This window comes from Halobacillus yeomjeoni, from assembly GCF_020171525.1.
GTDB lineage: Bacteria > Bacillota > Bacilli > Bacillales > Halobacillaceae > Halobacillus > Halobacillus yeomjeoni.
Genome location: NZ_JAIVAI010000003.1, coordinates 1 through 24,598 on the forward strand (window position 1 = coordinate 1; position 24,598 = coordinate 24,598).

General features: G+C 42.8%; 23 protein-coding genes, 1 rRNA gene, 2 riboswitches and 1 other annotated feature. Of the genes, 7 read left to right on the top strand and 17 right to left on the bottom strand.

Annotated features, from left to right (window positions below):
- The 5 genes from LCL89_RS10450 to LCL89_RS10470 form a co-directional block, all read right to left on the bottom strand.
- A 16S ribosomal RNA gene (locus LCL89_RS10450) occupies positions 1 to 70 on the bottom strand; the annotation flags it as partial.
- 545 nt (positions 71 to 615) lie between these two features.
- Positions 616 to 945, bottom strand: coding sequence for a rhodanese-like domain-containing protein (locus LCL89_RS10455; protein WP_224810070.1), 330 nt, complete (start codon positions 943 to 945; stop codon positions 616 to 618).
- Between the two features lie 18 nt (positions 946 to 963).
- The gene (locus LCL89_RS10460; RefSeq protein WP_197317687.1) at positions 964 to 1,275 is read right to left on the bottom strand and encodes a rhodanese-like domain-containing protein; all 312 of its coding nucleotides are present in this window, start codon (positions 1,273 to 1,275) and stop codon (positions 964 to 966) included.
- Between the two features lie 137 nt (positions 1,276 to 1,412).
- On the bottom strand, positions 1,413 to 3,827 hold the full coding sequence (gene leuS / locus LCL89_RS10465) for a leucine--tRNA ligase (protein WP_224810071.1): 2,415 nt from the start codon (positions 3,825 to 3,827) through the stop codon (positions 1,413 to 1,415).
- 53 nt (positions 3,828 to 3,880) lie between these two features.
- Positions 3,881 to 4,103, bottom strand: a binding site (T-box leader).
- Between the two features lie 130 nt (positions 4,104 to 4,233).
- Entirely contained in the window at positions 4,234 to 5,106 is an 873-nt protein-coding gene (locus LCL89_RS10470; protein ID WP_224810072.1) for a WD40 repeat domain-containing protein, read from the bottom strand.
- Between the two features lie 138 nt (positions 5,107 to 5,244).
- Here LCL89_RS10470 and LCL89_RS10475 point away from each other — a divergent pair, with 138 nt between their 5' ends.
- Entirely contained in the window at positions 5,245 to 5,817 is a 573-nt protein-coding gene (locus LCL89_RS10475) for a class I SAM-dependent methyltransferase (protein ID WP_224810073.1), read from the top strand.
- 11 nt (positions 5,818 to 5,828) lie between these two features.
- On the opposite strand, the gene LCL89_RS10480 is transcribed toward LCL89_RS10475, so the two are convergent.
- Both LCL89_RS10480 and LCL89_RS10485 read right to left on the bottom strand, forming a co-directional pair.
- Entirely contained in the window at positions 5,829 to 6,866 is a 1,038-nt protein-coding gene (locus LCL89_RS10480; RefSeq protein WP_224810273.1) for a tetraprenyl-beta-curcumene synthase family protein, read from the bottom strand.
- Between the two features lie 48 nt (positions 6,867 to 6,914).
- Complete coding sequence (locus tag LCL89_RS10485) at positions 6,915 to 7,703, bottom strand: alpha/beta hydrolase (RefSeq protein WP_224810074.1); 789 nt, start codon at positions 7,701 to 7,703, stop codon at positions 6,915 to 6,917.
- A 59-nt stretch (positions 7,704 to 7,762) separates the two neighbouring features.
- On the opposite strand from LCL89_RS10485, the gene LCL89_RS10490 reads away from it, so the two are divergent.
- Positions 7,763 to 8,272, top strand: coding sequence for a gamma carbonic anhydrase (locus tag LCL89_RS10490; protein ID WP_224810075.1), 510 nt, complete (start codon positions 7,763 to 7,765; stop codon positions 8,270 to 8,272).
- Positions 8,273 to 8,321: 49 nt separating this feature from the next.
- Here LCL89_RS10490 and metK read toward each other — a convergent pair whose 3' ends face one another.
- Complete coding sequence (metK, locus tag LCL89_RS10495) at positions 8,322 to 9,518, bottom strand: methionine adenosyltransferase (RefSeq protein ID WP_224810076.1); 1,197 nt, start codon at positions 9,516 to 9,518, stop codon at positions 8,322 to 8,324.
- 227 nt (positions 9,519 to 9,745) lie between these two features.
- A riboswitch (SAM riboswitch) is annotated at positions 9,746 to 9,857 on the bottom strand.
- 351 nt (positions 9,858 to 10,208) lie between these two features.
- On the opposite strand from metK, the gene pckA reads away from it, so the two are divergent.
- Positions 10,209 to 11,798 carry a phosphoenolpyruvate carboxykinase (ATP) gene (gene pckA / locus LCL89_RS10500; protein WP_224810077.1) on the top strand — a complete coding sequence of 530 codons (1,590 nt, stop codon included), beginning with the start codon at positions 10,209 to 10,211 and terminating at the stop codon, positions 11,796 to 11,798.
- A gap of 186 nt (positions 11,799 to 11,984) precedes the next feature.
- Here pckA and ytkD read toward each other — a convergent pair whose 3' ends face one another.
- The gene (ytkD, locus tag LCL89_RS10505) at positions 11,985 to 12,452 is read right to left on the bottom strand and encodes an RNA deprotection pyrophosphohydrolase (protein WP_197317679.1); all 468 of its coding nucleotides are present in this window, start codon (positions 12,450 to 12,452) and stop codon (positions 11,985 to 11,987) included.
- A 244-nt stretch (positions 12,453 to 12,696) separates the two neighbouring features.
- On the opposite strand from ytkD, the gene LCL89_RS10510 reads away from it, so the two are divergent.
- Positions 12,697 to 13,536, top strand: a complete 840-nt coding sequence (locus LCL89_RS10510) for a DUF6612 family protein (RefSeq protein ID WP_224810078.1) — start codon at positions 12,697 to 12,699, stop codon at positions 13,534 to 13,536.
- Positions 13,537 to 13,648: 112 nt separating this feature from the next.
- Here LCL89_RS10510 and LCL89_RS10515 read toward each other — a convergent pair whose 3' ends face one another.
- The 7 genes from LCL89_RS10515 to LCL89_RS10545 form a co-directional block, all read right to left on the bottom strand.
- Positions 13,649 to 13,960 (bottom strand): hydrolase, encoded by a 312-nt coding sequence (locus tag LCL89_RS10515; RefSeq protein WP_224810079.1) that lies wholly within the window; start codon positions 13,958 to 13,960, stop codon positions 13,649 to 13,651.
- Positions 13,961 to 14,003: 43 nt separating this feature from the next.
- Positions 14,004 to 15,119 carry an o-succinylbenzoate synthase gene (gene menC, locus LCL89_RS10520; RefSeq protein ID WP_224810080.1) on the bottom strand — a complete coding sequence of 372 codons (1,116 nt, stop codon included), beginning with the start codon at positions 15,117 to 15,119 and terminating at the stop codon, positions 14,004 to 14,006.
- Positions 15,109 to 16,584, bottom strand: a complete 1,476-nt coding sequence (locus tag LCL89_RS10525; protein ID WP_224810081.1) for an o-succinylbenzoate--CoA ligase — start codon at positions 16,582 to 16,584, stop codon at positions 15,109 to 15,111. The genes menC and LCL89_RS10525 overlap by 11 nt, the downstream gene beginning before the upstream one ends.
- 78 nt (positions 16,585 to 16,662) lie before the next feature.
- Complete coding sequence (gene menB / locus LCL89_RS10530; RefSeq protein WP_197317674.1) at positions 16,663 to 17,481, bottom strand: 1,4-dihydroxy-2-naphthoyl-CoA synthase; 819 nt, start codon at positions 17,479 to 17,481, stop codon at positions 16,663 to 16,665.
- A gap of 65 nt (positions 17,482 to 17,546) precedes the next feature.
- Entirely contained in the window at positions 17,547 to 18,344 is a 798-nt protein-coding gene (menH, locus tag LCL89_RS10535; protein ID WP_224810082.1) for a 2-succinyl-6-hydroxy-2,4-cyclohexadiene-1-carboxylate synthase, read from the bottom strand.
- A complete protein-coding gene (menD, locus tag LCL89_RS10540; RefSeq protein WP_224810083.1) occupies positions 18,344 to 20,080 on the bottom strand; it encodes a 2-succinyl-5-enolpyruvyl-6-hydroxy-3-cyclohexene-1-carboxylic-acid synthase in 1,737 nt (578 codons plus the stop codon). The genes menH and menD overlap by 1 nt, the downstream gene beginning before the upstream one ends.
- Positions 20,080 to 21,471, bottom strand: a complete 1,392-nt coding sequence (locus LCL89_RS10545) for an isochorismate synthase (protein WP_224810084.1) — start codon at positions 21,469 to 21,471, stop codon at positions 20,080 to 20,082. Before LCL89_RS10545 ends, menD begins: the two co-directional genes overlap by 1 nt.
- A 223-nt stretch (positions 21,472 to 21,694) precedes the next feature.
- Here LCL89_RS10545 and LCL89_RS10550 point away from each other — a divergent pair, with 223 nt between their 5' ends.
- From LCL89_RS10550 to LCL89_RS10560, 3 genes are all read left to right on the top strand, one after another.
- Positions 21,695 to 22,639 carry a 1,4-dihydroxy-2-naphthoate polyprenyltransferase gene (locus LCL89_RS10550; protein ID WP_224810085.1) on the top strand — a complete coding sequence of 315 codons (945 nt, stop codon included), beginning with the start codon at positions 21,695 to 21,697 and terminating at the stop codon, positions 22,637 to 22,639.
- A 98-nt stretch (positions 22,640 to 22,737) separates the two neighbouring features.
- The gene (locus LCL89_RS10555) at positions 22,738 to 23,136 is read left to right on the top strand and encodes a hotdog fold thioesterase (RefSeq protein WP_197317669.1); all 399 of its coding nucleotides are present in this window, start codon (positions 22,738 to 22,740) and stop codon (positions 23,134 to 23,136) included.
- A gap of 41 nt (positions 23,137 to 23,177) precedes the next feature.
- Complete coding sequence (locus tag LCL89_RS10560; RefSeq protein WP_224810086.1) at positions 23,178 to 23,552, top strand: TraR/DksA C4-type zinc finger protein; 375 nt, start codon at positions 23,178 to 23,180, stop codon at positions 23,550 to 23,552.
- A 56-nt stretch (positions 23,553 to 23,608) separates the two neighbouring features.
- On the opposite strand, the gene LCL89_RS10565 is transcribed toward LCL89_RS10560, so the two are convergent.
- Positions 23,609 to 24,208 carry an ECF transporter S component gene (locus LCL89_RS10565; protein WP_197317667.1) on the bottom strand — a complete coding sequence of 200 codons (600 nt, stop codon included), beginning with the start codon at positions 24,206 to 24,208 and terminating at the stop codon, positions 23,609 to 23,611.
- A 161-nt stretch (positions 24,209 to 24,369) separates the two neighbouring features.
- Positions 24,370 to 24,516: riboswitch (FMN riboswitch) on the bottom strand.
- Between the last annotated feature and the right edge of the window lie 82 nt (positions 24,517 to 24,598).

Here is a 24,598-nt window from a genome sequence, read left to right on the forward strand (position 1 = left end):
CGCGCTCGACTTGCATGTATTAGGCACGCCGCCAGCGTTCGTCCTGAGCCAGGATCAAACTCTCCATAAAAGTTGAAAAAGTTTGTCTTGCTCATTTGCACACCGAATGTGCTTGTTTCGTTTTCTTCTTAATAGAAGAAATATCTTGACGTACTGGTTGGTTCGTTCAGTTTTCAAAGATCAAATTGCCGCTTGAGCGACAGTAATCAAATTCTAGCACATGGTGTAATAAACTGTCAATATGTTTTGCTAGATTTTGTTGAAAAAATAGTTTTTATTTTTCCTGTCTGTTGCTCTCAAATAAGCAACGTTAATAATATTACAGCATAGTAGTTTAAGAGTCAATACATGGTTTAAAATAAATTTTGAAGAATGTATTTCATTATAAATTCCATCGAAATGAATGGCTGCTATAAATTTCTTAGATGTGCAGATGAATAATGAAGAGACTACTTCATCACTTTTGAAATGCTTTCCTCCTACAGGCGTATCTCATTTAATAACATGACAACCTTTCCTTACAAAGTGAATAAGAATGATCTTTCCTTGAAAAGCGGTTTCCAATAAAAAAGAACCTTCTCCTATTTAATATAGAAGAAAGTTCTCTAGATCCAATTAAGACTGTACATAGTAAACAGGTTTGTTCTGCTTTTTCTTTATCATTTTTGCAGCTATTTTAGCCCCACGCTTATCATCTGTGACCAATAGAATTTCTTTTGGGCATTCGAACCGTTCATTCAAAGCTCTGGACAAATAGCTTAAAGGAATATTTTCGGCCCCAGGATATGGAGAGCGGTGAGCGGAGATATAATCTCGAATATCAATAATACAAAAATCATCAGAAACAGCAGATGGGTTGAATGGTTTCAAGAAAGACCTTTTATAAAAGTCATTCAATAATAAAAGAGAAAGAGTTCCTGTTAATATATATAGAAGTATCATCATTGTTGATTACCTACCTATTTAGAAAACTAGTTCCCCATTCCAGTTCAGCATACCGCCGTCCATGTTCTTCACATGGGTAAATCCTTTTTCTTTCATAAACTCGGCAGCTTTCATACTTCTTCTACCGGAACGGCAAATCATAACATATTGTTCATCTTTCGATAATTGATCAATTTCATCAGGGATATTTCCTAAAGGAATATGCTTTGCTGTCGGTACCATCCCTTCAGCAACTTCTTCATCTTCACGCACATCAATCACTGTGAAATTTTCTTCGTTCTCAATCATTTCTTCAACTTTCTCCGGACTGATTTCTTCGATTTGGCTCATGGTAAATTCCTCCTTTTATATCCCTTTGCTATGTTAATTTTATTAAATTATATTTCAAAGTCAAGAAATTGGCACCGCATATGTTAGAAGATAAAAAAATCACCTTGAGATGGACTCTCAAGGTGATGTTTCTGACACTAGTTAGCCACGATATTGACTAATTTTCCCGGAACTGCTATCACTTTTCTGACTGTTTTTCCTTCCAGCCAAGGTTGTACATTTTCATTTTCCAACGCTTGTTTTTCTAAGTCTTCTTTGGAAGCGTCTTTGTTTACCATCATTTTAGCTCGTACTTTCCCCATGACTTGTACAACAATTTCAACTTCATCTTCAACAAGCTTGGACTCATCATAGCTCGGCCATTGTTGATAGCTGATCGTTTCCGAATGTCCCAATAGCTGCCATAGTTCTTCAGCCAAGTGTGGAGCAACCGGGGATAGCAGCTTAACGAAACCTTCTACATAATGCTTTGGTATTTCCTCTGCTTTATAACCTTCATTAATGAAGACCATCATTTGAGAGATACCAGTGTTGAAACGAAGCTCTTCAAAGTTCTCCGTAACCTTTTTCACGGTTTCGTGGTAAATTTTATCCAGTGAGTCTTCGCTTGATTCTTCTTTCACATATGGAGATAACGTTTCATCCTGGACAAAAAGTCTCCACACGCGGTCCAAGAATCTGCGTGCGCCATCTAAACCGTTTGTAGACCATGCCACTGAAGCATCCAAAGGTCCCATGAACATTTCATACAATCTCAAAGTGTCCGCTCCATGTGAATAAACGATATCATCTGGATTCACTACATTTCCTTTGGATTTACTCATTTTTTCATTATTTTCCCCAAGAATCATTCCTTGGTTGAAAAGTTTTTGGAATGGTTCTTTAGTCGGTACTACACCCACATCATAAAGGACTTTGTGCCAAAATCGAGCATAAAGCAGGTGAAGGACTGCGTGTTCCGCTCCTCCGATGTAAACATCGACAGGCAGCCATTTCTTCAACAAATCATAGTCAGCAAAGATATCATCATTATCGGCATCAATATAACGCAGATAATACCAGCAGCTACCTGCCCATTGAGGCATCGTATTCGTTTCTCTCCGGCCCTTCATACCTGTTTCAGGATCCACGACATTGACCCAGTCATCGATGTTCGCTAACGGGGATTCGCCTGTACCAGAAGGTTTGATTTCAGACGTCTTCGGCAGCTCTACAGGGAGTTCTTCCTCTTTAACAGGAGTTATAGAACCATCTTCCCAGTGAATGACAGGGATAGGCTCTCCCCAATAACGTTGACGGCTGAACAACCAGTCACGCAGACGATAAGTTGTTTTCTTTTCACCTTTTCCGTTTTCCTCAAGCCATTGGACAGCTTTTTCTATCGCTTCTTCCTTTTCCAAGCCATTCAGGAAATCTGAATTGATGTGTTTGCCGTCTCCCGTATAAGCTTCCTGCTCTACATCGCCACCTTCAACGACAGGAATGATCGGAAGCTCGAATTTCGTTGCAAATTCATAATCTCTTTCATCATGGGCAGGTACTGCCATGATTGCTCCACTTCCGTAGCTCATTAATACGTAATCGGCCACCCAGATAGGAAGTTTCTCTCCATTTACTGGATTGATTGCATAAGCGCCCGTGAAGACACCGGATTTATCCTTAGCTAAATCTGTACGTTCAAGGTCACTTTTATGCTTCGCTTTTTCGATATACTCATTAACTGAAGCTTTTTGCTCAGCAGATACCACTTTATCAACGAGTGGATGTTCAGGAGCAAGGACTGCATAGGTCGCGCCGAATAATGTATCTGGGCGGGTGGTGAATACATCAAAGGTTTCTTCAAATCCATCGATTTTAAAGGAGACTTCAGCACCTTCAGACTTACCTATCCAATTGCGCTGCATATCTTTGATGCTTTCCGGCCAATCCAAGTCTTCAAGGTCCTCAAGCAGACGATCGGCATAGGCGGTAATCTTCAACATCCACTGCTTCATTGGACGTCGCTCGACCGGATGCCCTCCGCGTTCACTCTTTCCATCAATGACTTCTTCATTCGCAAGTACGGTACCAAGCGCTGGGCACCAGTTTACTGCGACTTCATCAATATAGGCCAATCCTTTTTCATACAGTTTCAAGAAAATCCATTGTGTCCATTTATAATAATCCGGATCCGTCGTGTTCACTTCGCGATCCCAGTCGTAGGAGAAGCCGAGCTCTTGAATTTGACGGCGGAATGTATTGATATTTTGTTCAGTAAACTCTTCGGGGTCATTCCCGGTATCTAACGCATATTGCTCAGCAGGAAGTCCGAACGCATCCCACCCGATGGGGTGAAGTACTTCGTACCCCTGCATCCGCTTCATCCGAGATAAGATATCTGTAGCTGTATACCCTTCCGGGTGCCCAACGTGCAACCCAGCTCCTGAAGGGTAAGGGAACATATCCAACGCATAAAATTTCTTTTTGTCAGAATGGCCGTCAGTTTTGAATGTTTTGTTTTCCAGCCAGTAATTCTGCCATTTCTTTTCGATGTTCTTATGATCAAACGCCATTTCTTTTCCTCCTCAATTCTTCCATATTAAAATATAAAAAGCCTCTCGTCCCTATATGGGACGAGAGGCTTGATTCCCGCGGTACCACCCAAATTAACGTTCACTAAAACGTTCACTCGAAAAGTCAATAACGGTGACTGTACCGGCAAAGGCTACTTGTTGAATTCACCTCTGCGACATCCAAGGCGAGTTCATAAAGGTCATGAGCAGCTTACACCAACCGCTGCCTCTCTGATAACATGACTCTTTACTACTACTCCTTTTCTACGTCAATTCATATCTAATCGTATCTTAATGAAACGCATAGCCTTTGTCAAGCATGTCCGGGGTCGCTATCAAATACATAACAGCGAAGAAATCCAGCTGCTATATCAGATACTTGGGTGATCACCTGGATTTTAAGCACTTATGGTATTGAAACTACCCGAACTGTTTTATCTGCAGAACCGATTGCAAGATAAGAGCCGTCCTGCGCATAATTCACACTATAATTCCCTTTTGCAGGCAGGGACAATTGTTGAACAGAAAGGTCCGATAAAGTAATTCTTTTCAATTCGTAAGGCATAGTCACTGCTGCTTCTAATCCATCAGGAGAAACGTCTATGCCATAATAACCTTCATCCCCGAGGTGGAACTTCTCTAATGGTTGATGAGTGACCATGTCCCAAATAAGCAACTTACCATCGTACCCGACTGAAACCGCATGCCGGTCTTCATCAAAAAATCGGAAGCCCATCACAGCACTTTCATGCGCTTCCATCTGCTCCAGAACTTCCCCTTCCATAATGGAGATTCGCCGCAGCGTTTTACCCAGCCCTCCTATAATGGCATGGTCATGAAAGCGCGCAACAGACAGGACACCTTGATTCTTTTGGTCACTTTTAAGTGTGGAAACTTTCTTCCCTTCCTCAAAATCCCAAAGATTCATCAAATGAGATTTTGTGCTAGTCAGGAAAAAACGTTCATCTGCTGTTACACGGAGATGATTAACACCGGATTTTAAGTCTTGCATCTCGCGTAAAGGCGAGCTTGTGGAAACTTCATGTATCAAAATCTTCCCATCGCCGGAAGCAGACAAAATTTTCTTCCCATCATCCAGCCAGCAAACCCCATTAACGGTCTGTTGGTGACCTTCATAAACTTGGACACGTTCCTCCCGTTCTACATCCCATAAGAAAAGTTCACCACTGAAACCGGCTGAGGCTATGTAACGAGCATCTGGACTGACAGCTACTTTGTTTACGTGTGAAGAATGCCCTTTAAGCGGAGTGATTTCCAAAACGATTCCCCCTTGTTTTTCATATTTTCATTATAAAGGAAGGTTGGAATAGAAACGAATCATTATATAGGTTTTTCTTTTTATTCGTGCTACAATATCTCAAGGTTTTTATTAGAGAATATGGAGGTGAAAAAAAGTATGGTATTACAAAGGGTACTTCCATACTCCCATTCACTCATGGAGCAAGCACTAAGTGAAGGGGATATCGCAATCGACGCTACCTGTGGAAATGGTCATGATACATTATTTTTGACTAATCAAGTAGGTGAAAATGGTCACGTTTATGGGTTTGATATACAGCAAGAGGCTGTGGACAACACGAGGCAGAGGTTAAGGGATAACGACATGGAATCGAGAGCTACGTTGTTTCATGAATCTCACAGCCATGTAAAAGAGTGTATACCGGAAAAACACCACTCTCAAATTAAAGCAGCGATCTATAACCTTGGGTATCTGCCGGGAAGTGATAAAAGTATTGTTACGACTCCTAAGGAGACAATAGAATCTGTAGAGAAAATTTTATCAATGATTCAAAAAGGCGGCATACTCGTGCTGGTCGTTTATCACGGACACCCAGGCGGGAAGGAAGAAAAGAACGCTTTGCTGGAATACGTAAGTAACCTTGACCAAAAGTATTTCAAAGCATTGCAATACGGTTTCATCAATCAGAAGAATGACCCGCCTTTCATTGTAGCGATCGAAAAACAATAGCCTGGCAGACATTAAAGTCGACCAGGCTTTATTTTGTGATACATTTTCGTATTGTAGTAAAAGAATGTCGCTTTACGACCACTCACTTTCAACAAATCTTTCACGAAAGTTTCGGCTCCTTTCAGACGATCCACCTTTCTATCCGCAAGATACATCCCGACCAGACCTTTACGAATCATCTGGTGGAAGTTTGAATCAGGTAATTTTGAGACTTCTTCATTTGTCTGAGTGACAAAGTACTTAAAGCGCTCCTTCATTTGTCCATCATGATTGTAATAAGAGCAGAAGTTCAAGTCTCCCTCGACCTCATCTTCCTCTTGATCGATATAGTAATCCAAAAGGATGTGCAGCCCCTGCATGAAAGGGAAATAGCTTTTTTCGATTTGTTGAGCCAGACGTCCGTCAATCCTATCCCCCAATGTATAAGAAACGAGGCAGAAGATGCCCAGTGTAGAACCAGTGCACGCAGAAAATTCATACCATTCTAAGTCCGGCCATTCTTCCTGATGGTTTTCAAACCAGTTCATAAGACGAGGAATCCGCTCCTCTTCCATTACGTGTTTATGTACCTGCAAGTCCACATACAACGCACATAGTTTACCAGTATGGTACCTCACATTTTCATATTGCGGGTATTTCCCGAGGACATTCTGACAGGTTTTAACGAGATCCCCCAAATAACCACCATCCTCTTGATCCTCTCTGAATTGGTAGTAATCTTTCAACTCGTTTTCAGGATTCAAGGCATCAAGCATGGATTCATGAAGCATACGAAAATCTTCCGGGTCCATGGATGTGCTGCGATCGCATAAATTATCCAAATAATCACTGATCGTCTGGTAGGCTACGATGAAACGGACCACATCCGGTGCGTGGTGCCCTGCCAGAACTGAATAAATGGCTCCGCCTTCACAATGGAATGTCTTCGCTTCTATACTCGCCAGCGCCTGTGTGCGGAGCTCTTCATTCGGTATAGCTTCTGCTCTATCCACCCAGTACTTCAATTCTCGATGGACACTCGGGAACACTTCCTTATAAACTTTATACATCAAATGAACAGCATTTTGTGGAACTTTAGACGCCAATGATCCACCCTCCTATAATTTCGTCTTTTTCAACTGTAACTGCATGAAGTTCAAGCTGTATTCATAGACCATAGGCCATTCAGGTTCATTAAAGATTTCATGATATAACCCGGGCCATTGTTTATAGCTTTTCTCTGTGAGATCTATTTTATGAAACCATTCTTTCGTTTTACTTACATCGACGATGCGGTCGTCTCCGGCCTGCATGACTAACAGAGGAACATCAGGAAACTGATCCGTATGACGGAACGCTTCTTTGATCCCTTGTTTGAATTCACGATACCACCGAATCGATACTTTATCCAAAATCAAATCATCGTCTTCATCTTTTAAAATGACTTTTTCATTCCGTGTGATTAAATTTGGCTGCAAGGAAGCTTTGACTCTCAATCGTGGTGACAACCGGTTGAGGATGTAAGAAGCGATTTCCATCGGTTTCTCTGCCCCATTAAGTATTCCAGCTGCAGGAGATGAGAGAATGACTCCTTCCACTCGCGGCTTCACCTTTTGCATCGTTCGAATCACCGCAATCCCCCCCATGCTGTGACCTAGAAGAAATACAGGCTTATCGGGGTCCGCTTTTTCAATCCATTTCTGGATCGTTTCTATATATTCATGAAAGCTTTTGATATGTCCTTTTTTTCCGGGAGATCTGCCTTGTCCGGGCAAGTCATCATAAATGACATCAAAACCATCTTTGTGGAATTGGCTTGCCAGATCATCGTAACGACCTGAATGTTCGAATGCTCCGTGGACGATAATTACAGTGGCTGCGCTTTGATCTGAAACAAATGATGTCATACGTCACGACTCCTTACTTTTGATATACTTGATATAGTCATATTATAAGGGGGTTCGACATGATTTGCGAATATAAAGGAAAACGACCACAAATCGATCCCACAGCATTCATTGCAGAAGATACAGTCATCACCGGGGATGTTACGATCGGAAAAAAATCGAGTGTATGGTTCAAAACTGTCATACGGGGTGATGTAGCTCCAGTTCGTGTAGGGGATGAAGTGAATATCCAGGACCTCAGCCTCCTCCACCAAAGTCCGGACCAGCCGTTAGTCATTGAGGATGGAGTCACTGTAGGACATCAAGTCACTCTTCACTCCGCACACATTAAAAAGAATGCACTGATCGGAATGGGGTCACTCATTTTAGATGGAGCTGAAATCGGAGAGCAAGCCTTCATAGGAGCCGGGAGTCTGGTACCTCCAGGCAAAGTCATTCCACCGAACACACTTGCCTTTGGAAGACCTGCCAAAGTGGTAAGAGAATTGGAAGAAAAAGATATCCAGGAGCTGAATCGTATCCGTGCAAGCTATGTGGAAAAAGGGCAGTATTATAAAAACCTGGATTAAGTAAGTATATGAAAGAAGCTGCCTCTATGATCATAGAGACAGCTTCTTTTTACTTGAATCTGTTTTTAAGTTCTTCTGCTTTATCGGTTTTTTCCCAAGGGAATTCTACATCGGTACGACCGAAGTGTCCGTAAGCAGCCGTTTGACGATAAATCGGACGGCGGAGATCCAACATCTTGATGATTCCGGCCGGACGCAAATCGAAAAGTTCGCGAACGACTTCAACTAGATCCTCTTCTGATACTTTCCCTGTTCCATTCGTATTGATGGAGATAGAAACGGGCTGTGCAACACCGATGGCATAAGCGAGCTGCACTTCAACAGAATCAGCCAAACCTGCAGCTACGATATTTTTGGCTACATATCGAGCGGCATAGGCGGCAGAACGGTCAACTTTCGTTGCATCTTTACCACTGAAAGCTCCACCACCGTGACGGGCGTATCCACCGTATGTATCTACGATGATTTTTCGTCCTGTTAAACCTGCATCTCCTTGAGGTCCTCCAATGACAAAACGTCCAGTAGGATTAATGAAGTATTTCGTTTTCTCATCAATCCAGTGAGAAGGAACGATAGGATCGATCACTTCCGCTTTCAGGTCTGTTTTGATTTGTTCCAAAGTGATTTCTTCTGCATGTTGAGTAGAAATGACGATCGTATCCACTCGCTTAGGTACATCATTTTCATCATACTCAATGGTCACTTGGGTTTTACCATCTGGCCGCAAGTATTCTAATGTACCATCTTTACGTACATCAGATAGTCGTTTAGAGAGCCTGTGGGCTAATGAAATCGGCAGAGGCATCAGCTCCTCGGTTTCATTATTGGCGAAACCGAACATCAACCCTTGATCACCTGCTCCGATGGATTCAATCTCATCTTCACTCATCTGACCTTCGCGAGATTCATAGGCCACGTCTACGCCGCCCGCAATATCAGGGGATTGCTCATCAATTGCTGTCAGAACCGCGCATGTATCTGCATCAAAGCCGTATTTGGCTCTAGTATATCCGATATCTTTTACGGTTTGGCGGACAATGGAAGGAATGTCTACATAAGTATTCGTGCTGATTTCTCCTGAAACTAGCACAAGTCCCGTTGTTACTGTTGTTTCACATGCGACCCTTGCGTTCGGGTCATTTTTTAAAATTTCGTCTAAAATCGCATCAGAAATCTGGTCGCAGATCTTATCCGGATGGCCTTCTGTGACAGACTCTGATGTGAATAACCGGCGATTGGCTGGCATTCTGAAAAACTCCTCCTTCTAAAGTACAAAGTATTAGACGGAACTCTTTACCAGTATGTGCAAAAACTTTTAAGTTAAGTTTCATTATATGTTCGTTTCGCACCCTTGACACAACCTCTGAGTTTTTAATAAGTATCTTGAGTATATGTGATACCTACTATGGATTTTTTCTCCTTTGAAAAAGAAAAAACCCTTCCTGACTCGAGGAAAGGGGTTGCTTCCTTTCGCTCTTATCGTCCAAGGAGCATCGATCTCCTTGCTTCAGGTTAGCACCATGTCATATGCATGACGGTTGCCGGGCTTCAAAGGGCCTGTCCCTCCACCGACTCTGGATAAGAGAGTTTCCGTTCTAAGATATCGTATCGAAAACACCCCCTCATGTCAATTGCCGCCCATGTCTTCAATAATTTAGAAAGAACTTCGAAAAGAGTATTTGATAAAGAGATAAACCATACTAACTTAAACATATTGCTTCCATGAGACATACCATATTAAAAGTCGATTATGTTTTAATAGTTGTGTGGAAGTGAACATTCATTAAAGACAGTCAAATTCACAGACATAAAAGGTATAAAAAATAATGTAAGCATTTTCACGAATAGTATGGACGATATAATCCAATGTGTTATACTAATGAACATAATCATACATCAGCTTACTTAAATCTCTTTATAAAGGCGGGTAGACACTATGAGTACCATCAATCAAATGTCCGACTTAAAAATATTGTTAGCCCAAGAGAATGTGCACCACCAATTATCCGTTCCCCAGCTCGTTGAAAGAATCTTGGATCGAAATGAAGGTACTTTGACGGATAAGGGTGCCGTGCAGGCTACCACTGGTACCTATACAGGAAGGTCCCCGAAAGATAAGTTCATCGTTGAGGATGATGTATCTAAAGGTAAAGTGGACTGGGGAAAAGTGAATGCCCCTATTGAAGAAGAAGTATTTGTGAACCTCTACCACAAAGTACTCGATTATTTAAAACAGCGCGATGAGCTGTATACATTCAAAGGTTTTGCTGGAGCAGATGAGAAGTACCGTCTGCCTCTTCAAGTCATCAATGAATTCGCCTGGCACAACCTATTTGCACGCCAGATGTTCATCCGTCCGACTGAAAAAGAATACAAAGATCACGAACCAGAATTCACGGTCGTATCTGCCCCGACCTTCAAAGCAGACCCTGAAACGGATGGAACGAACTCTGAAGCCTTCATCATGATTTCCTTTAAACATCGGATCGTTCTCATTGGAGGAACGGAATATGCAGGAGAGATTAAAAAATCCATCTTCTCTGTCATGAATTACCTTCTTCCTCAAAAAGATGTTCTGCCTATGCACTGTTCTGCGAATGTAGGGAAAGAAGGAGATGTGGCTTTGTTCTTCGGGTTGTCCGGAACAGGAAAGACTACATTATCCGCAGACCCGCTCAGACGTTTAATCGGTGATGATGAACACGCATGGTCCAACCACGGTGTATTCAATATCGAGGGTGGATGCTATGCCAAGTGTATCAACTTGTCCAAGGAAAAAGAACCTCAGATCTTTGATGCGATTCATTTTGGTTCTGTTTTAGAAAATGTCGTACTCGATGATTTGTCGCACCAACCTGACTATGATGATACAAGTTTGACTGAAAACACAAGAGCAGCTTATCCAATCCAACACATCGATAATATCGTACAGCCGAGCAGAGCTGGTCACCCTAACGCGATCATCTTTTTGACCGCAGATGCAACAGGGGTTTTACCACCCATCAGTAAATTGACAAAAGAACAAGCCATGTACCACTTCTTAAGTGGCTATACAAGCAAACTGGCCGGTACAGAAAGAGGGATCACCGAACCACAAGCTACTTTTTCCGCTTGTTTCGGATCACCATTCTTACCACTAGCTCCTTCTACTTACGCAGAGATGCTGGGTGAAAAGATCGATCAGTTCAATACGGACGTTTACCTTGTCAATACAGGTTGGACAGGTGGAGCCTACGGGCAGGGCAGCCGGATGAAATTATCCTATACCCGTTCCATGATTCAAGCTGCCTTGGAAGGTGAATTGAATTCCGTAGAAACTTATACCGATCCTTTCTTCGGCCTCAACATTCCTATGCATGTTCCCGGGGTGCCAGATGAAGTTCTGATTCCTAGAAAAACATGGGAAAATCCTGAAGAATATGATCAGGAAGCTAAACAACTAGCAGATAAGTTTCATGAGAATTTTAAGAAATTCTCTTATGCAAGCGATGAAGTTAAGCAGGCTGGACCTGTTTATCACAAGTAACACTGAAAATTGTTTCCTCATCTCCTCATATAAAATGAGAGCGTCGGACTTATCGGTCCGACGCTCTCTCTTTTTTAACTGGTATCAGCTTTTGATTGTACCCTTTGCTTTTGCGATCCCGGCCATGAATGCACGAGTCAGCAGTGTGTGAGTAGCAATAACACTTCTCACCCAGGAAGAGTTACTTTAGTTATGTTGTTCAATTCTCTCCATACATAAGGGAAGGACTTCATCTTTCATCATGAAACTGAAACGGTTGTTGTTTGCCAGGCCTTTCGGAAGGTGGCTGAATAAGACAGGACCATCGGTTTCAAAATAATGGTCTTGTTCCACCAATTCAGCTATCTCAGCGAAATAAACGTTTTTAATGACGGTACCACCTTTTCCTTCTACGTGGTATTGCCCTATATAGCGCAGCTCCTCTACGTCAGCACCTGTTTCTTCTTTCACTTCCCTGATTGCAGCCTCTTCCGCTGTCTCTCCGCTCTCGACCTTTCCTCCTGGAAATTCCAAACCACGATCTTTATGTTTCGTCAGCAGCCATTGGCCTTTATAACGGCAAATGATCCATACATGTTTGGGATCTTTGGAGAAAGGGTGATCATCAAAAGATAATTGAACTGGATTTTGGTAGAAATCGTAAAAAGTTTTCATGTTTGATCAGCTGCCTTTAATTCTGGATATGTTCATTTTAACTTCCTGTTCGATACTAACTTCACCTGTATAAATCGTACCACAAGCAGAAGTAAATACAAACCGCGCGTTGGTTAGTTTCTATTTTTTATTATTCCTTTCTTACACTTTACGTAAACGGAAGAGGAAATGACGTTAGAGTGAAACCATTTTATTTCCATATCGTATATTCAAATAGAAGAAAAATTATTAGGAGGGTCATTCTATGAAGAAGCTGATCATCTCTACCCTGAGCATCATGACTATACTTATATTCACTACAGCATGTTCCAGTTCAGAAGGGGCGAAGATCGAGGACATTTATCAAAAGTCTTCAGAAGCAAGCAAAAAATTGGATAACTTTTTGTTGAAAATGGAGTCTACCCATACGCTTGAAATGGACGATAGTCAATCAAGCCAAGCGGATTCACCTGCTCTTCCTTTAGGAGAACCGATCACGTCCAAAATTGAATCAAAAGTCCAAACGGAGCCAATGGCTTACCATCAAAAAGTAGAAACAATGGGACAGGTGATGAAACAATACTACACACCCGATGGTTTATATATGACTCTTCCTACGAAGAATGGATGGTATAAAGCTCCTAAGGAAGTGGCTGAACAACTGAATGCCATAGATGCAGAGAAACAAACGCCTGTGTCTCAGCTGGATAGCTTGAAAGAGTTTATCGATGAATTCGACTTGGAGGAAAAAGATAATTATTACATCCTTTCTTTACGTTCAGAAGGGGAGAAGGTTAAAAACCTTGTTGATCAGGCAATGAAAGAATCCCTCACAGGAGGTCAAATTCCCGAAAACCTTATGGATGGTGTCGATTTCAAAAAATTGAGTTACTCTTTCTCTATAGATAAAGAAACGTACTATCCTCACAAAATGAAAGTAGATATGACGTTCACTATTGACCAGAACGGGGAAAAGGTAACGATGAACCAGACGATTGACGGAAATTACAGTCAGTTCAATGAAATAGGGGAAATTTCAATCCCTGAAGACGTGAAACAAAAGGCAAAAGAGATTGAAAATATCGAGAGTTTATTTCAGCAATAACTGACAACTCAAACAACGGACACCTGCAATTCAAGAGGAAGCATAGATCAAAGCATGCAGCTTCAGTACAAGTAGAAAAGACGGCGGTTCATATAATGAACCGCCGTCTTTTTTATTCGTCTAAAATACCCATTTGTTGAATATGCTTTTTTGTCTGTTCATCACCGAGCTCATATATTTTCCGAAACGCCGTCACCATACCGAGATCATAATCGTCATTACTTTGGTCTTGGTGGTAGGGCTGGGCTGGAATGTGAGCTCTAAAAAATGAACGGATATCTGCATTATACATCTGATCGAAAATTTCCCTGAGCTCGATGATTTCATCTTCTGTCGCACTTACAATGAAATCATCGTTATTGGCATCATGGTTTAACGAAATCTCTCTCGTTCCTATATTGATGAAGTAGTTATTCTTTTCCATACACCGACCTCCTTGCCCTTATTGTGAGCAAGACGAGGCCAAGTTATGAAAATCTTTCTTGAATTCGTTTCGATACTTTTTCAATAGTAACATCCTCCAGATAGCTTGTATCCACTTCCACACCGATTCCCGGACCTTCCGGGACCTCGATTTGACCTTTCACAACTTCAATCCCCGGTTTGATGATGTCTCTTTCAAAGTACCGCGTTGAACCGGACAAGTCCCCTGGGATCGTAAAGTTTTCCAATGACGCTAATGCTAAATTGTGCGCTTTTGATATTCCTGATTCGACCATTCCACCGCACCACACCTCCACTCCATGGGAGGTACAATAATCGTGAATCTGTTTGGCAGCAGAAAGACCGCCTACACGACTGATTTTTATATTGATGATTTTACAACTGTTGAACTGAATGGCCTGTACGGCGTCATGGTAGCTCATGATAGACTCATCCAGACAAACCGGGGTCTTTGACTGTTTCTGCAATAGGCTGTGTAAATAAAAATCACCTGATGAGAAGGGCTGCTCAATCATCATCAGCCCATATCGATCTAAGCTTAATAAATGAGGGATGTCGACTGATGTATATTGACCATTTGCGTCAATCATAATTGGGAGGTCAGGTGCTGTCTTTTGGACTTCTTCAATTACCTGATTTTCTTTTCCTCTCTCCACTTTCAGCTTGAATCGCTGGTATCCTGATTTTTGAAGCGACTTGATATCTTCTTCCAAGTGGTCCGATAAGCTCAGGACCGCTCCCGCTTTCACATAACCGCGTGTACCGCCAAGGACTTCACGCAGGCTTATATTCTGCTGCTTGCTGTATAAGTCCCATAAGGCTCCTTCAAGTCCCGCCTTCGCCATAGGGTTCCCCTGCACCCAGCGGACGTTTTTTTCAAAATCACTCGGATGATGGATGCTCATCTCTTTCATCTGTGGAATCAGGACATCCACTAACATATGCCAGGCTGTAGAGATCGTTTCGGATGTATAAAAAGGAGCTGAGAAAGCCGTCACTTCTCCATAACCTTTTAAGCCATCGTCATCTTCCGCTTCCACGATGATCAATTCCCGGACGGTCACAGATCCCTGATGAGTCTGAAAAGGAGCCCGCAGTGGCAGGATTATTTTTCTTAAATGGACATGGCTAATTCTCATACTCATCCCTCTCCTTTTGAAGAGCGGAAAACAGTTTTCTTCTCAAAATTTTATTTGAAGCATTCCTTGGGATCTCCCTTACAAAATAGAGCCGTTTCGGCACCTTATATTTCGCAAGCCTTTCCCGGCAAAACTCCTGCAGGGATGCCAAATCAAGTTTTTCCCCTTCTTTGACAACAACAAAAGCAACAGGAATTTCTCCCCATTCAGGATCCTCTTCTCCGGTAACTCCTATCTCTGCAATTTCCTTCATCTCAGATAATATTTTTTCAATTTCTGCAGGATAGACGTTTTCACCACCTGAGATGATCATATCATTGGCGCGGTCCACTACATATAAAAAGCCTTCTTCATCTTCATAGCCTAAGTCACCAGTTCTAAAGTATTCCTCTGTTAGCGGAGGACGATTAAAGTAACCACCTGTGACCATCGGACCTTTGACCATGATTTCACCGACTTCACCTTTTCCTGAAGCATCAACCTTTAATTCTGCAGACGTCAGCGCCTTGCCTGCTGATCCAATTTTTCTGGAAGCATCTCTAGGGCTTAGTGTTGAAATTTGGGATGAGGTTTCTGTCATGCCATAGGTCTGGTAAACAGGGATGTTTCGGTCCGTCGCTTGACGAAGCAACTGCTCAGGAACAGGGCCTCCACCTAGCAGCATACAGCGAAAATGAGAAGGATAGTCGTCACTCCCTAATTGATCGATCATCTTTTGCAGCATGATGGAGACCGCAGATATGTGGGTCACTTCTGACTGAAAAACTTGTCGGTTGACGACTTCTGCATCGAACTTATTAACTAAATGGACCGGCATCCCATAGATGACGCTTTTCATTAATATTGAAAAGCCACCCACATGGAACATAGGCAGACAAAGCAGCCATTTATCTTCTGTATGAATACCTAGATTCAGACCAGAAGCGACAGCACTGTGCCAATGGTTTCCATAGGTGTGCATGACTGCTTTCGGGCTGCCTGTCGTCCCTGAGGTATACATCATCGTATAGACATCATCTAAAGAGATCACTTCTTTCAAATCCTGACGGTCGAAAGATTCATGATAAGACTCGAGACAATGTATCTCAATATTACGATCCGCTCCCTTTGCAGCTTCTACTGCTTTCTCACAAAGAGTAGAACCTGCAAACAGGCGAGAAACTTGAGCATCATTCAATTGAAAAGTAATCTCTTCCGGAGAAAGTCTTGTATTCAATAAAACAGCTACAGCTCCAACATAACTGATGGCATGAAGAAATGCAGGCAAATCCACATCATTTTCAGCTAAAAAAGCGATATGATCACCAGACCGAATCCCATCATTAAGCATGGAGGATGCTATAGATCTGCTCTTGTTGCGGAGATCCTTGAAAGTAACAGAAACTCCCTCCGGATCTTCCAAGGCTATCTGGCCGCCTTTCAACTCATACTGCTTTTCTAACCAATGAGGAATAGTTGTACTCATCATCTTCCTCCTTATCCTTCTGACATGTAAAAAAAGGGGACATTCCCTATTTAGGAATGCCCCTTTCATGAAGACGTATTAAGGGAAACGAGGGAACTGATCGAAATCAGGCTTCCTTTTCTCCTTGAATGCGTCACGGCCTTCTTTTGCTTCATCTGTTGTGTAATAAAGCAATGTCGCGTCTCCACCCATTTGTTGAAGACCAGCTAAACCGTCCGTATCTGCGTTGAAAGAAGCTTTCAAGAAACGAATAGCTGTCGGAGATTTTTCAAGCATCTCTCTACACCACTGTACAGTTTCCGCTTCCAGCTCCTCTAGAGGAACGACAGTGTTGACAAGTCCCATTTCTTTCGCTTCTTCAGCACTGTATTGACGGCACAAGAACCAAATTTCGCGGGCTTTTTTGTGACCGACGATACGTGCAAGCAAGCCTGCACCATATCCAGCGTCAAAGCTTCCCACTTTTGGTCCTGTTTGACCGAAGATCGCGTTATCCGCAGCAATTGTAAGGTCACAAACTACATGTAAAACGTGCCCTCCACCAATTGCATAACCAGAAACCATAGCAACGACAGGCTTTGGAATTACGCGGATCAAACGTTGTAGATCCAACACATTCAAGCGTGGAATGTGATCATCACCTACGTACCCTCCGTGACCACGCACCTTCTGGTCACCACCTGCGCAGAATGCATCATCACCGACGCCTGCAAGTACGATGACACCGATTTTAGAATCATCACGCGCATAGGCGAAGGCATCAATCAATTCGTGTACGGTTTGAGGGCGGAATGCATTCCTTACCTCAGGACGATTGATGGAAATTTTCGCAATTCCTTCTAATGTTTCATACGTAATGTCTTCATATTCGCGTTCGCGAACCCATTCAAAAGACATAGCAACTTCCTCCTTCAAACGAAATAAATCTAAGTATTATCATGAATACCGCTTTCATGCATCCTCTATTGTATCATGAAGTCTTCTACAATTTTAGCAAAAATTCTTGTTTGCTCTAAATGAACAGTATGACCTGCTTGATCGACGACTTCCCAGCAGGAGTTCGGCAGAATTTCTTCCATCCTTGAATTGATTTGATGGAATTTCGTATCCTGTTTACCCGTAATCAATAGAACTGGACAGCGGAGTTCAGCTAAACGCTCCCACCACGAGGGCTGCTTCCCTGTCCCCATTCCTAAAAGGGATTCAGCCAATCCGGTGGCCTTATGACTCATTCTCTCCTCACGCAGAGCAGCTTTCTTTTGTACCGGAAGGGTCTGATGGGAGTCGAACAAGGGAATCGTTTCCCAAAAATCTACGAAAGCCTCTAAACCTTCATTCTCTAATTTTTCAGCCAGACCCGCATCTTTAGCTTGACGGGAAAGTTGATCCTCTGAAGATTCCAACCCTGGTGAAGCACTTTCCAACACGACTTTTTCAACCATGGCCGGGTAGAGAACGGCAAAAGAAAGAGCGGTTCTCCCACCTAAGGAGTACCCTAATAAATTTACAGGCCCGGTGCCTAAATGGATGAACAGCTGATAGAGGTCCCTGCAGAATTGCTCCATTGAGAGGACCCCGACAGGTCCTGTTCGTGCATGGCCCGGCAGATCGATCCGGATGATCCGGTACGAACCGGAGAATTGATCCACCACTTCATCGAAAGTATTTGTACTCCCCGTAAAGCCATGCAAAAGAACTAAAACACTGCCTTCTCCCTCATCCTCTATCCAGTATTTGCGACCGCTCACCGATACATACATCAATCTACACCTCGGTTACTAATCGCTTCTTCTACACTTTTCCACTTCTGCTTGTGAAATGCGACATGATCTTCCCGGTTCGTCACAACTTCAATGACAGAAAGTCCCTCGTCTGTATAACTCTCCATTAAAGCTTTTCGATAAGCGTCCCATGAATCGACTTTGGTGTGGATTCCCCCATACATACCAACTGTTTGTGCGAAGTCGATATTTACAGGCGTTCCAAATAATTCTTCAAAGTGATCCGGATGATTTACTTGTGGCAGGTAAGAAAAAATACCGCCACCATTATTATTGATGACGACAATGGTAAGAGGGATGTTCTTACTTTTAGCCATCCAAAGCCCGTTCAAGTCATGGAAGAAAGAAACATCTCCTAATAACAAAGTCGTCCTCCGACCTGAAATGGCAGATCCGAGGGCTGTCGAAACCACGCCGTCTATTCCGTTGGCTCCCCGGTTCGCCATTACCCGGACATCTTTAGGGGTGGCCATGAAGAAACTGTCTACATCACGGATCGGCATACTGTTTCCGACAAACAAGTTCGACCTTTCAGGGAGTGCGTCCGCCAAAAAAACAACAGCATGTCCTTCATTCAAAGGCTCTTCAGGTTCCTTGAGCATTTCGTCTTTCGCTGTTTTATTCATCCCCTGCCATAAGGAGAGCCATTCATTTCTATCATCCCCTTCAGGGAGTTGAGAAGAAAGCTGCCGGCAAAACTCGACCGGATCAGTCTCTATGAATTGAGCAGCTATTCCGGCTGGTTCTCGGTAACTTTGATGCGAATCAACGATATAATGATCGACCGTATCTTCATTTCTTTGTACCCATTTCAAATAGGCTTTCGAAATCGGCATGGCACCGAACCTGAGAATATAATCTGGAACGGCTTGCTCCTGTATCGTTTCAGATTTTAAAAGTGCATCATAATTTTCTATGATGTTCCGTTTGTCGTGATCGCCTGTCCGCAGTTGTGATAAAGGATCTGCCAAAACAGGCACCCCCAGCCTGGAGGCCAGTCGGGTCAATTCGTCAGCTAAGTTTTCATCCATTTGAGGACCCACGACAATCAGACCTCTCTTAAGCGGCTTGCATCGTTCGATGAATGATTCAGCTTGTTCAGCAGATAAAGAATTTATGCCTTTTGATGAACGTGGAATGACCTTCCCTTCCTCTCTCCATAATCCAGGCAGGCTAAAATCCGGAACCAAAGGTTCTCTGAAAGGTAAATTCAAGTGAACAGGAGCCGGATGAGGAGCTAACGATTCATCCACTGCTCTTGCAGCCTGACGTCTGGCATACATATGTAGACCGGGCTCTGGTAAAGCCAGGTCTTGATACCAGTTCACGTAGTTTCCGAACATCTGAATTTGATTAATCGCCTGAGGCGCACCGACACCACGCAATTCATGAGGACGATCAGCTGTCAAAACGAGCAATGGAACTCTGCTGTAGTAGGCTTCGACCACTGCTGGGTAGTAATTTGCAGCTGCCGTTCCGGATGTACAGACGAGAGCGACAGGCTTTTGCTGTTCTTTCGCCATCCCTAAAGCGAAAAAAGCTGCAGACCTTTCATCGAGATGTACCCAATGTTCGATCCCATTATGTTCTGCAAACGTCATGGCAAGGGGAGTGGATCTTGAGCCCGGGGAAATGACCACGTGTTCCACTCCTGAATAGACCAGTTGATCTACGAAATGCGTGACGTATCTTGTCAGTGTCTCCACATGTTCCATTATGATCCTCCTAAAACAGATAACATCGGCTTTAATTTCACAGCTGTTTCTTCATATTCTGCTTCCGGTTCACTATCTTCTACGACTCCACATCCCGCAAACAATGAAGCTGAATCGTTCTTAATAAGTGCAGAACGGATAGCTACTGCAAATTCACCATTATTGGAAGAGTCAAACCAGCCGATCGGGCCTGCATACCATCCTCTGTTCATCGTTTCATTTTCCCTTATATAATCCACAGAGGCTTTTTGTGGGAGTCCACCAAGAGCAGGTGTTGGATGCAGCCGTTCGATCACGTCCAGTAAGGAATAACCTTCGTCCAACGTAGCCGTGACTGGTGTGTACAAGTGTTGTAAGTTCCGCAGTGGATATAACACCGGTGAAGCAGGGATATCGACATTGGTACAGCAGGCTTCCACCGCTCCACGAATCATATCTACGACGAATTGGTGCTCTTGTAGGTTTTTTGGATCTTCGAGCAGTTCTTGACCTAATTCAGCATCTTCTTCTTTCGTTTTACCTCGAGGAATAGTACCTGCAAGGCAGGTCGATACGAGTTGGTCTTGTTCCAGCTTTGCTAATCGTTCTGGAGTTGCACCGACAAAATAATCTCCATCACTCTCAAATGCGAAGATATAACTGTTATTCTGAGTTTCCGCCAAGTCCTTGATCACCTCTGCAAGCTGAACAGGTGCTTGGAATTTCACTCGTAATTCACGTGCCAGGACGACTTTTTCTAATAATCCTTTTTTAATATCGTCCGTCGCCCGCTCCACCGTCTTCTTCCATTCTTCGGGAAGGACTTCTTCCATTCCACTTCTCACAATCGGTTCATAAGGGAGTGGTTTTGGAGAAAAGAGAATTTCTTGGTGTTCTTTGATCTGCCGGATGATTTGCTGTGGATGATCTTCCGGATAAAGAAAAACATTGGTTGTCAAAAAGCACTGATCATCCTTGATAGTAAGCATGTATGCCGGAATCGTCATCTGAGAATCAGAAAAGTTTTCCCAAGGAACTCCATTCCTTTGTTCAGGGTCAAAGCTGAACCCTCCCAGAGCCACGATGCCTGTACCCTTTACGTTAAAGTCATCGTAAAGAACAGCTTGATCATTCAAATCATTCCACATCGATTGAATCTCATTAAAACGCGCTCTCGTCTTCGCATACAATTTGCTGGCAGTTCCGATTCCTACCAAGGTGAATTCTTCTTCAGCACTTTGCCAAAAGGATCGATGCTGATCGATGATTTGTCCTGTATGCAAAAACTGAAACGGATCTATATTATCAATCCGGTCCACTATGCTGATCAACTGAGGCTTTTGGTGTTGACGAGCGGTTTGGATCGCACCTTCAATGATTTCTTCTATTTGTGAAACTTTAGTGTGAAGCATTATAATTCCTCCCATTCTTAAGGGACGCTAAATATATATCAATGATTTCTGAAACTACTTGTACTTACTCGCACCTTCTTCTATTTTATTCTCTTTTTCCCCTTGACTCAAGGAATCCCCACTTTAAATTGCATATTCTTACATAGATTGACACTCATGGGGTGTTTCCCTAAACTTATATTGATAGAATAGAGTATAGTTATTAACAAGGGAGAGAACACCAATGAGTTCGATTTCAAAACAAAACATGAGAGCTTCCTTGAATGAACGAGAAGGATTTCAAGTATGGTGGCGTCTGCTTCGCCCCCACACACTGACAGCAGCATTCGTTCCTGTTTTCATCGGTACTATGCTGGCAGCGACGGAACAATCGATCGATGGCTGGTTATTCGCAGCTATGCTGATCGCTTCCATCCTCATTCAAGCGGCTACCAACATGTTCAATGAATATTATGATTATGTCCGAGGGTTGGATAATGAAAATTCTGTAGGGATAGGCGGCACGATCGTCCGTGATGGTGTAAAACCCAAAACCGTACGCCTTCTAGCCCTCACTTTCTTCGGAGCAGCTGCTCTATTAGGCGTTTTTATCTGCATTGCTTCAAGCTGGTGGATTGCTGTAATCGGATTGATTTCAATGCTTTTCGGATATCTTTACACAGGCGGCCCTCTACCCATCGCCTACACGCCATTCGGTGAAGTTACGGCAGGCTTTTTCATGGGAACCGTCATCATCGGAATCAGCTATTATATACAAACGTTGATCATTACATGGGAAGTGGTGCTCGTTTCTCTTCCAGCAGCCATTTTCATCGGAGCGATACTACTTGCCAACAACATCCGTGACCGTGTCGGCGATGCTGAAAATGGAAGAAGAACGCTTGCCATTTTATTCGGTCATGTGGGGTCTATAAGGTTCTTGTCCATCTTGTTTATCAGTGCCTATGCAATTACAATCGGTCTTATTATATTTGATGTCTTACCTTTCTGGTCCTTGATCACCTTGCTTAGTGTAAAAAAAGCTTGGCAGGCTGTCCAGGGGTTCATAAATAAGAAGGAACCGTTGGAAATGATGCCCGCCATGAAAGCAACAGCACAAACCAATACGTTTTATGGACTTCTGTTGGGATTATCACTTGTCCTGCATTTACTATTCCCAATAGGATAAAAATTCACTTATGAAGAAGGATGGTCATATGCCATCCTTTTTTTCTATAGGTTTGAGGCTGGAATATGCGGGAAATAAACTAAAAGGATGGATGACTTATGGAATCATTTTTAAAAAATACTTTATTGGAAACTCTAGGGATGGAGGTTTTAGAAGCTCGCCAGGACTTTGTCCAAATCCGTATGCCTGTTGATGAGCGTACGAGACAGCCTATGGGCTTCCTTCATGGAGGAGCGAGTGTGGCTCTTGCAGAGAGCGCTGCCAGCATAGGAGCATACTTGAACGCTGATGCAGAGAACCAACAGATTTTCGGCATTGAAATCAATGCCAATCACATTAAAAGCATCCGTGAAGGGTATGTCACAGCACACGCCTCCCCTATTCATCTGGGAAGAAAAACGATGGTTTGGGAAATAAAAATTGAAAACGAAAGTAAAGACCTCATATCCATCTCCAGATGCACCATCGGTGTTGTCCCGAAGAAAGATCAAGGGTAACAACAACCCACGCAGTTTCTAAACAGAAAGGAGCTTATGATATGTTGACCGAAGAGAAAAAAGCATCCTTAAAAAAACAGCTGTTAAAAATGAAAGAGGAAGCAGAGAACGATTTAGAACAATACAGGGATGATCGGGCTAAAGAAGACTATCCCAATGATAAAACCGGCGAAATCTCCAGTGTAGCCGATCACCCCGGCAATCAGGGAACCGATCAATTTGAGCGGGAAAAAGAGATGACCCTTTATGAACAAGCAAGAGAAAAGCTCATGGAGGTCAATGATGCCTTAAGAAGAATGGAAAAAGGCACATACGGATTAAGTGAAAAATCAGGTGAACCGATTCCTGAAGAACGTTTAGAAGCAATGCCGACAGCAAGATTCAACGTTGGGGAACTTGAAAACAATAAAAAATAAAAAAAGATGGCCGCTTTGATACGTGGCCATCTTTTTTATATCCGTTTTTCATTCAGCTATGCAGCATTCGAAGACGACATCCGCTTTTGTTTGATCCATGGCTGTAACTTATTGAATAAAGCGATGAACATGAGGCTGACAATCAAACCTTTGACTAAATTAAACGGAAGGATACCGGCAGCAATCGTCCCAAGCTTCAAGTTCGCACTCATCGTTTCCCATCCCATAAACCAGGTATAGGCAGGAAGAATGATAAAGAAGTTCAACACACTCATACCGATTGTCATGATCACTGAACTTCCAATCAGACCGGAAATCAGTGACTTTTTCGTTTTAAATTTATGGTAAATCATAGCTGCGGGAACTACGAATAAGGTTCCAGCTGTGAAATTAGCAAGAACCCCAATCGGGTCTGCAGCACCTGTGTAAATCATATACATTAAATTTTTCAATCCCTCGACCGCTACTCCAGCCATCGGCGTGAATAAAATAGCTGCAACTAATGCCGGCACTTCACTGAAATCGATTTTCAAATAGGGTGGAAGCATCGGTAAAGGAAAATTCAACAGCATCAACACCATCGATATACTTCCCAGCAATGCTATAATAATCAGTTTCATTAATTTTGATGATTGACCTTTGTATGGATTCATCATCAATCTCCTCCTTCATCTTTATTATCGATTCACATCCCAGATGAAGGTTGAACGTCCCTTGGAAACATAAAACCCTAAAGCTGAATAAGGGCTTTAGGGTGGGAATTAGATCCATAGGAAACTAGAGGCAGAGAAAACACACTTCACCTACCTGCTTCGTTCGACATCTTCTCCCATCCAGACTTTCACTGTCGGTCCCGGATTTTCACCAGGTCCACCGTTTGGATAAACCTCACGGGTCACGGACTTAGAATGATTTCTCATTCATTACCGTCGGTCGGGAATTTCACCCTGCCCCGAAGATGGAATCGATATGTATTTGTATTCTTATTTTATATTCAGGGAACACGTTTGGCAATAAAAATGTTTGAACCATTAGATGTACCAAAG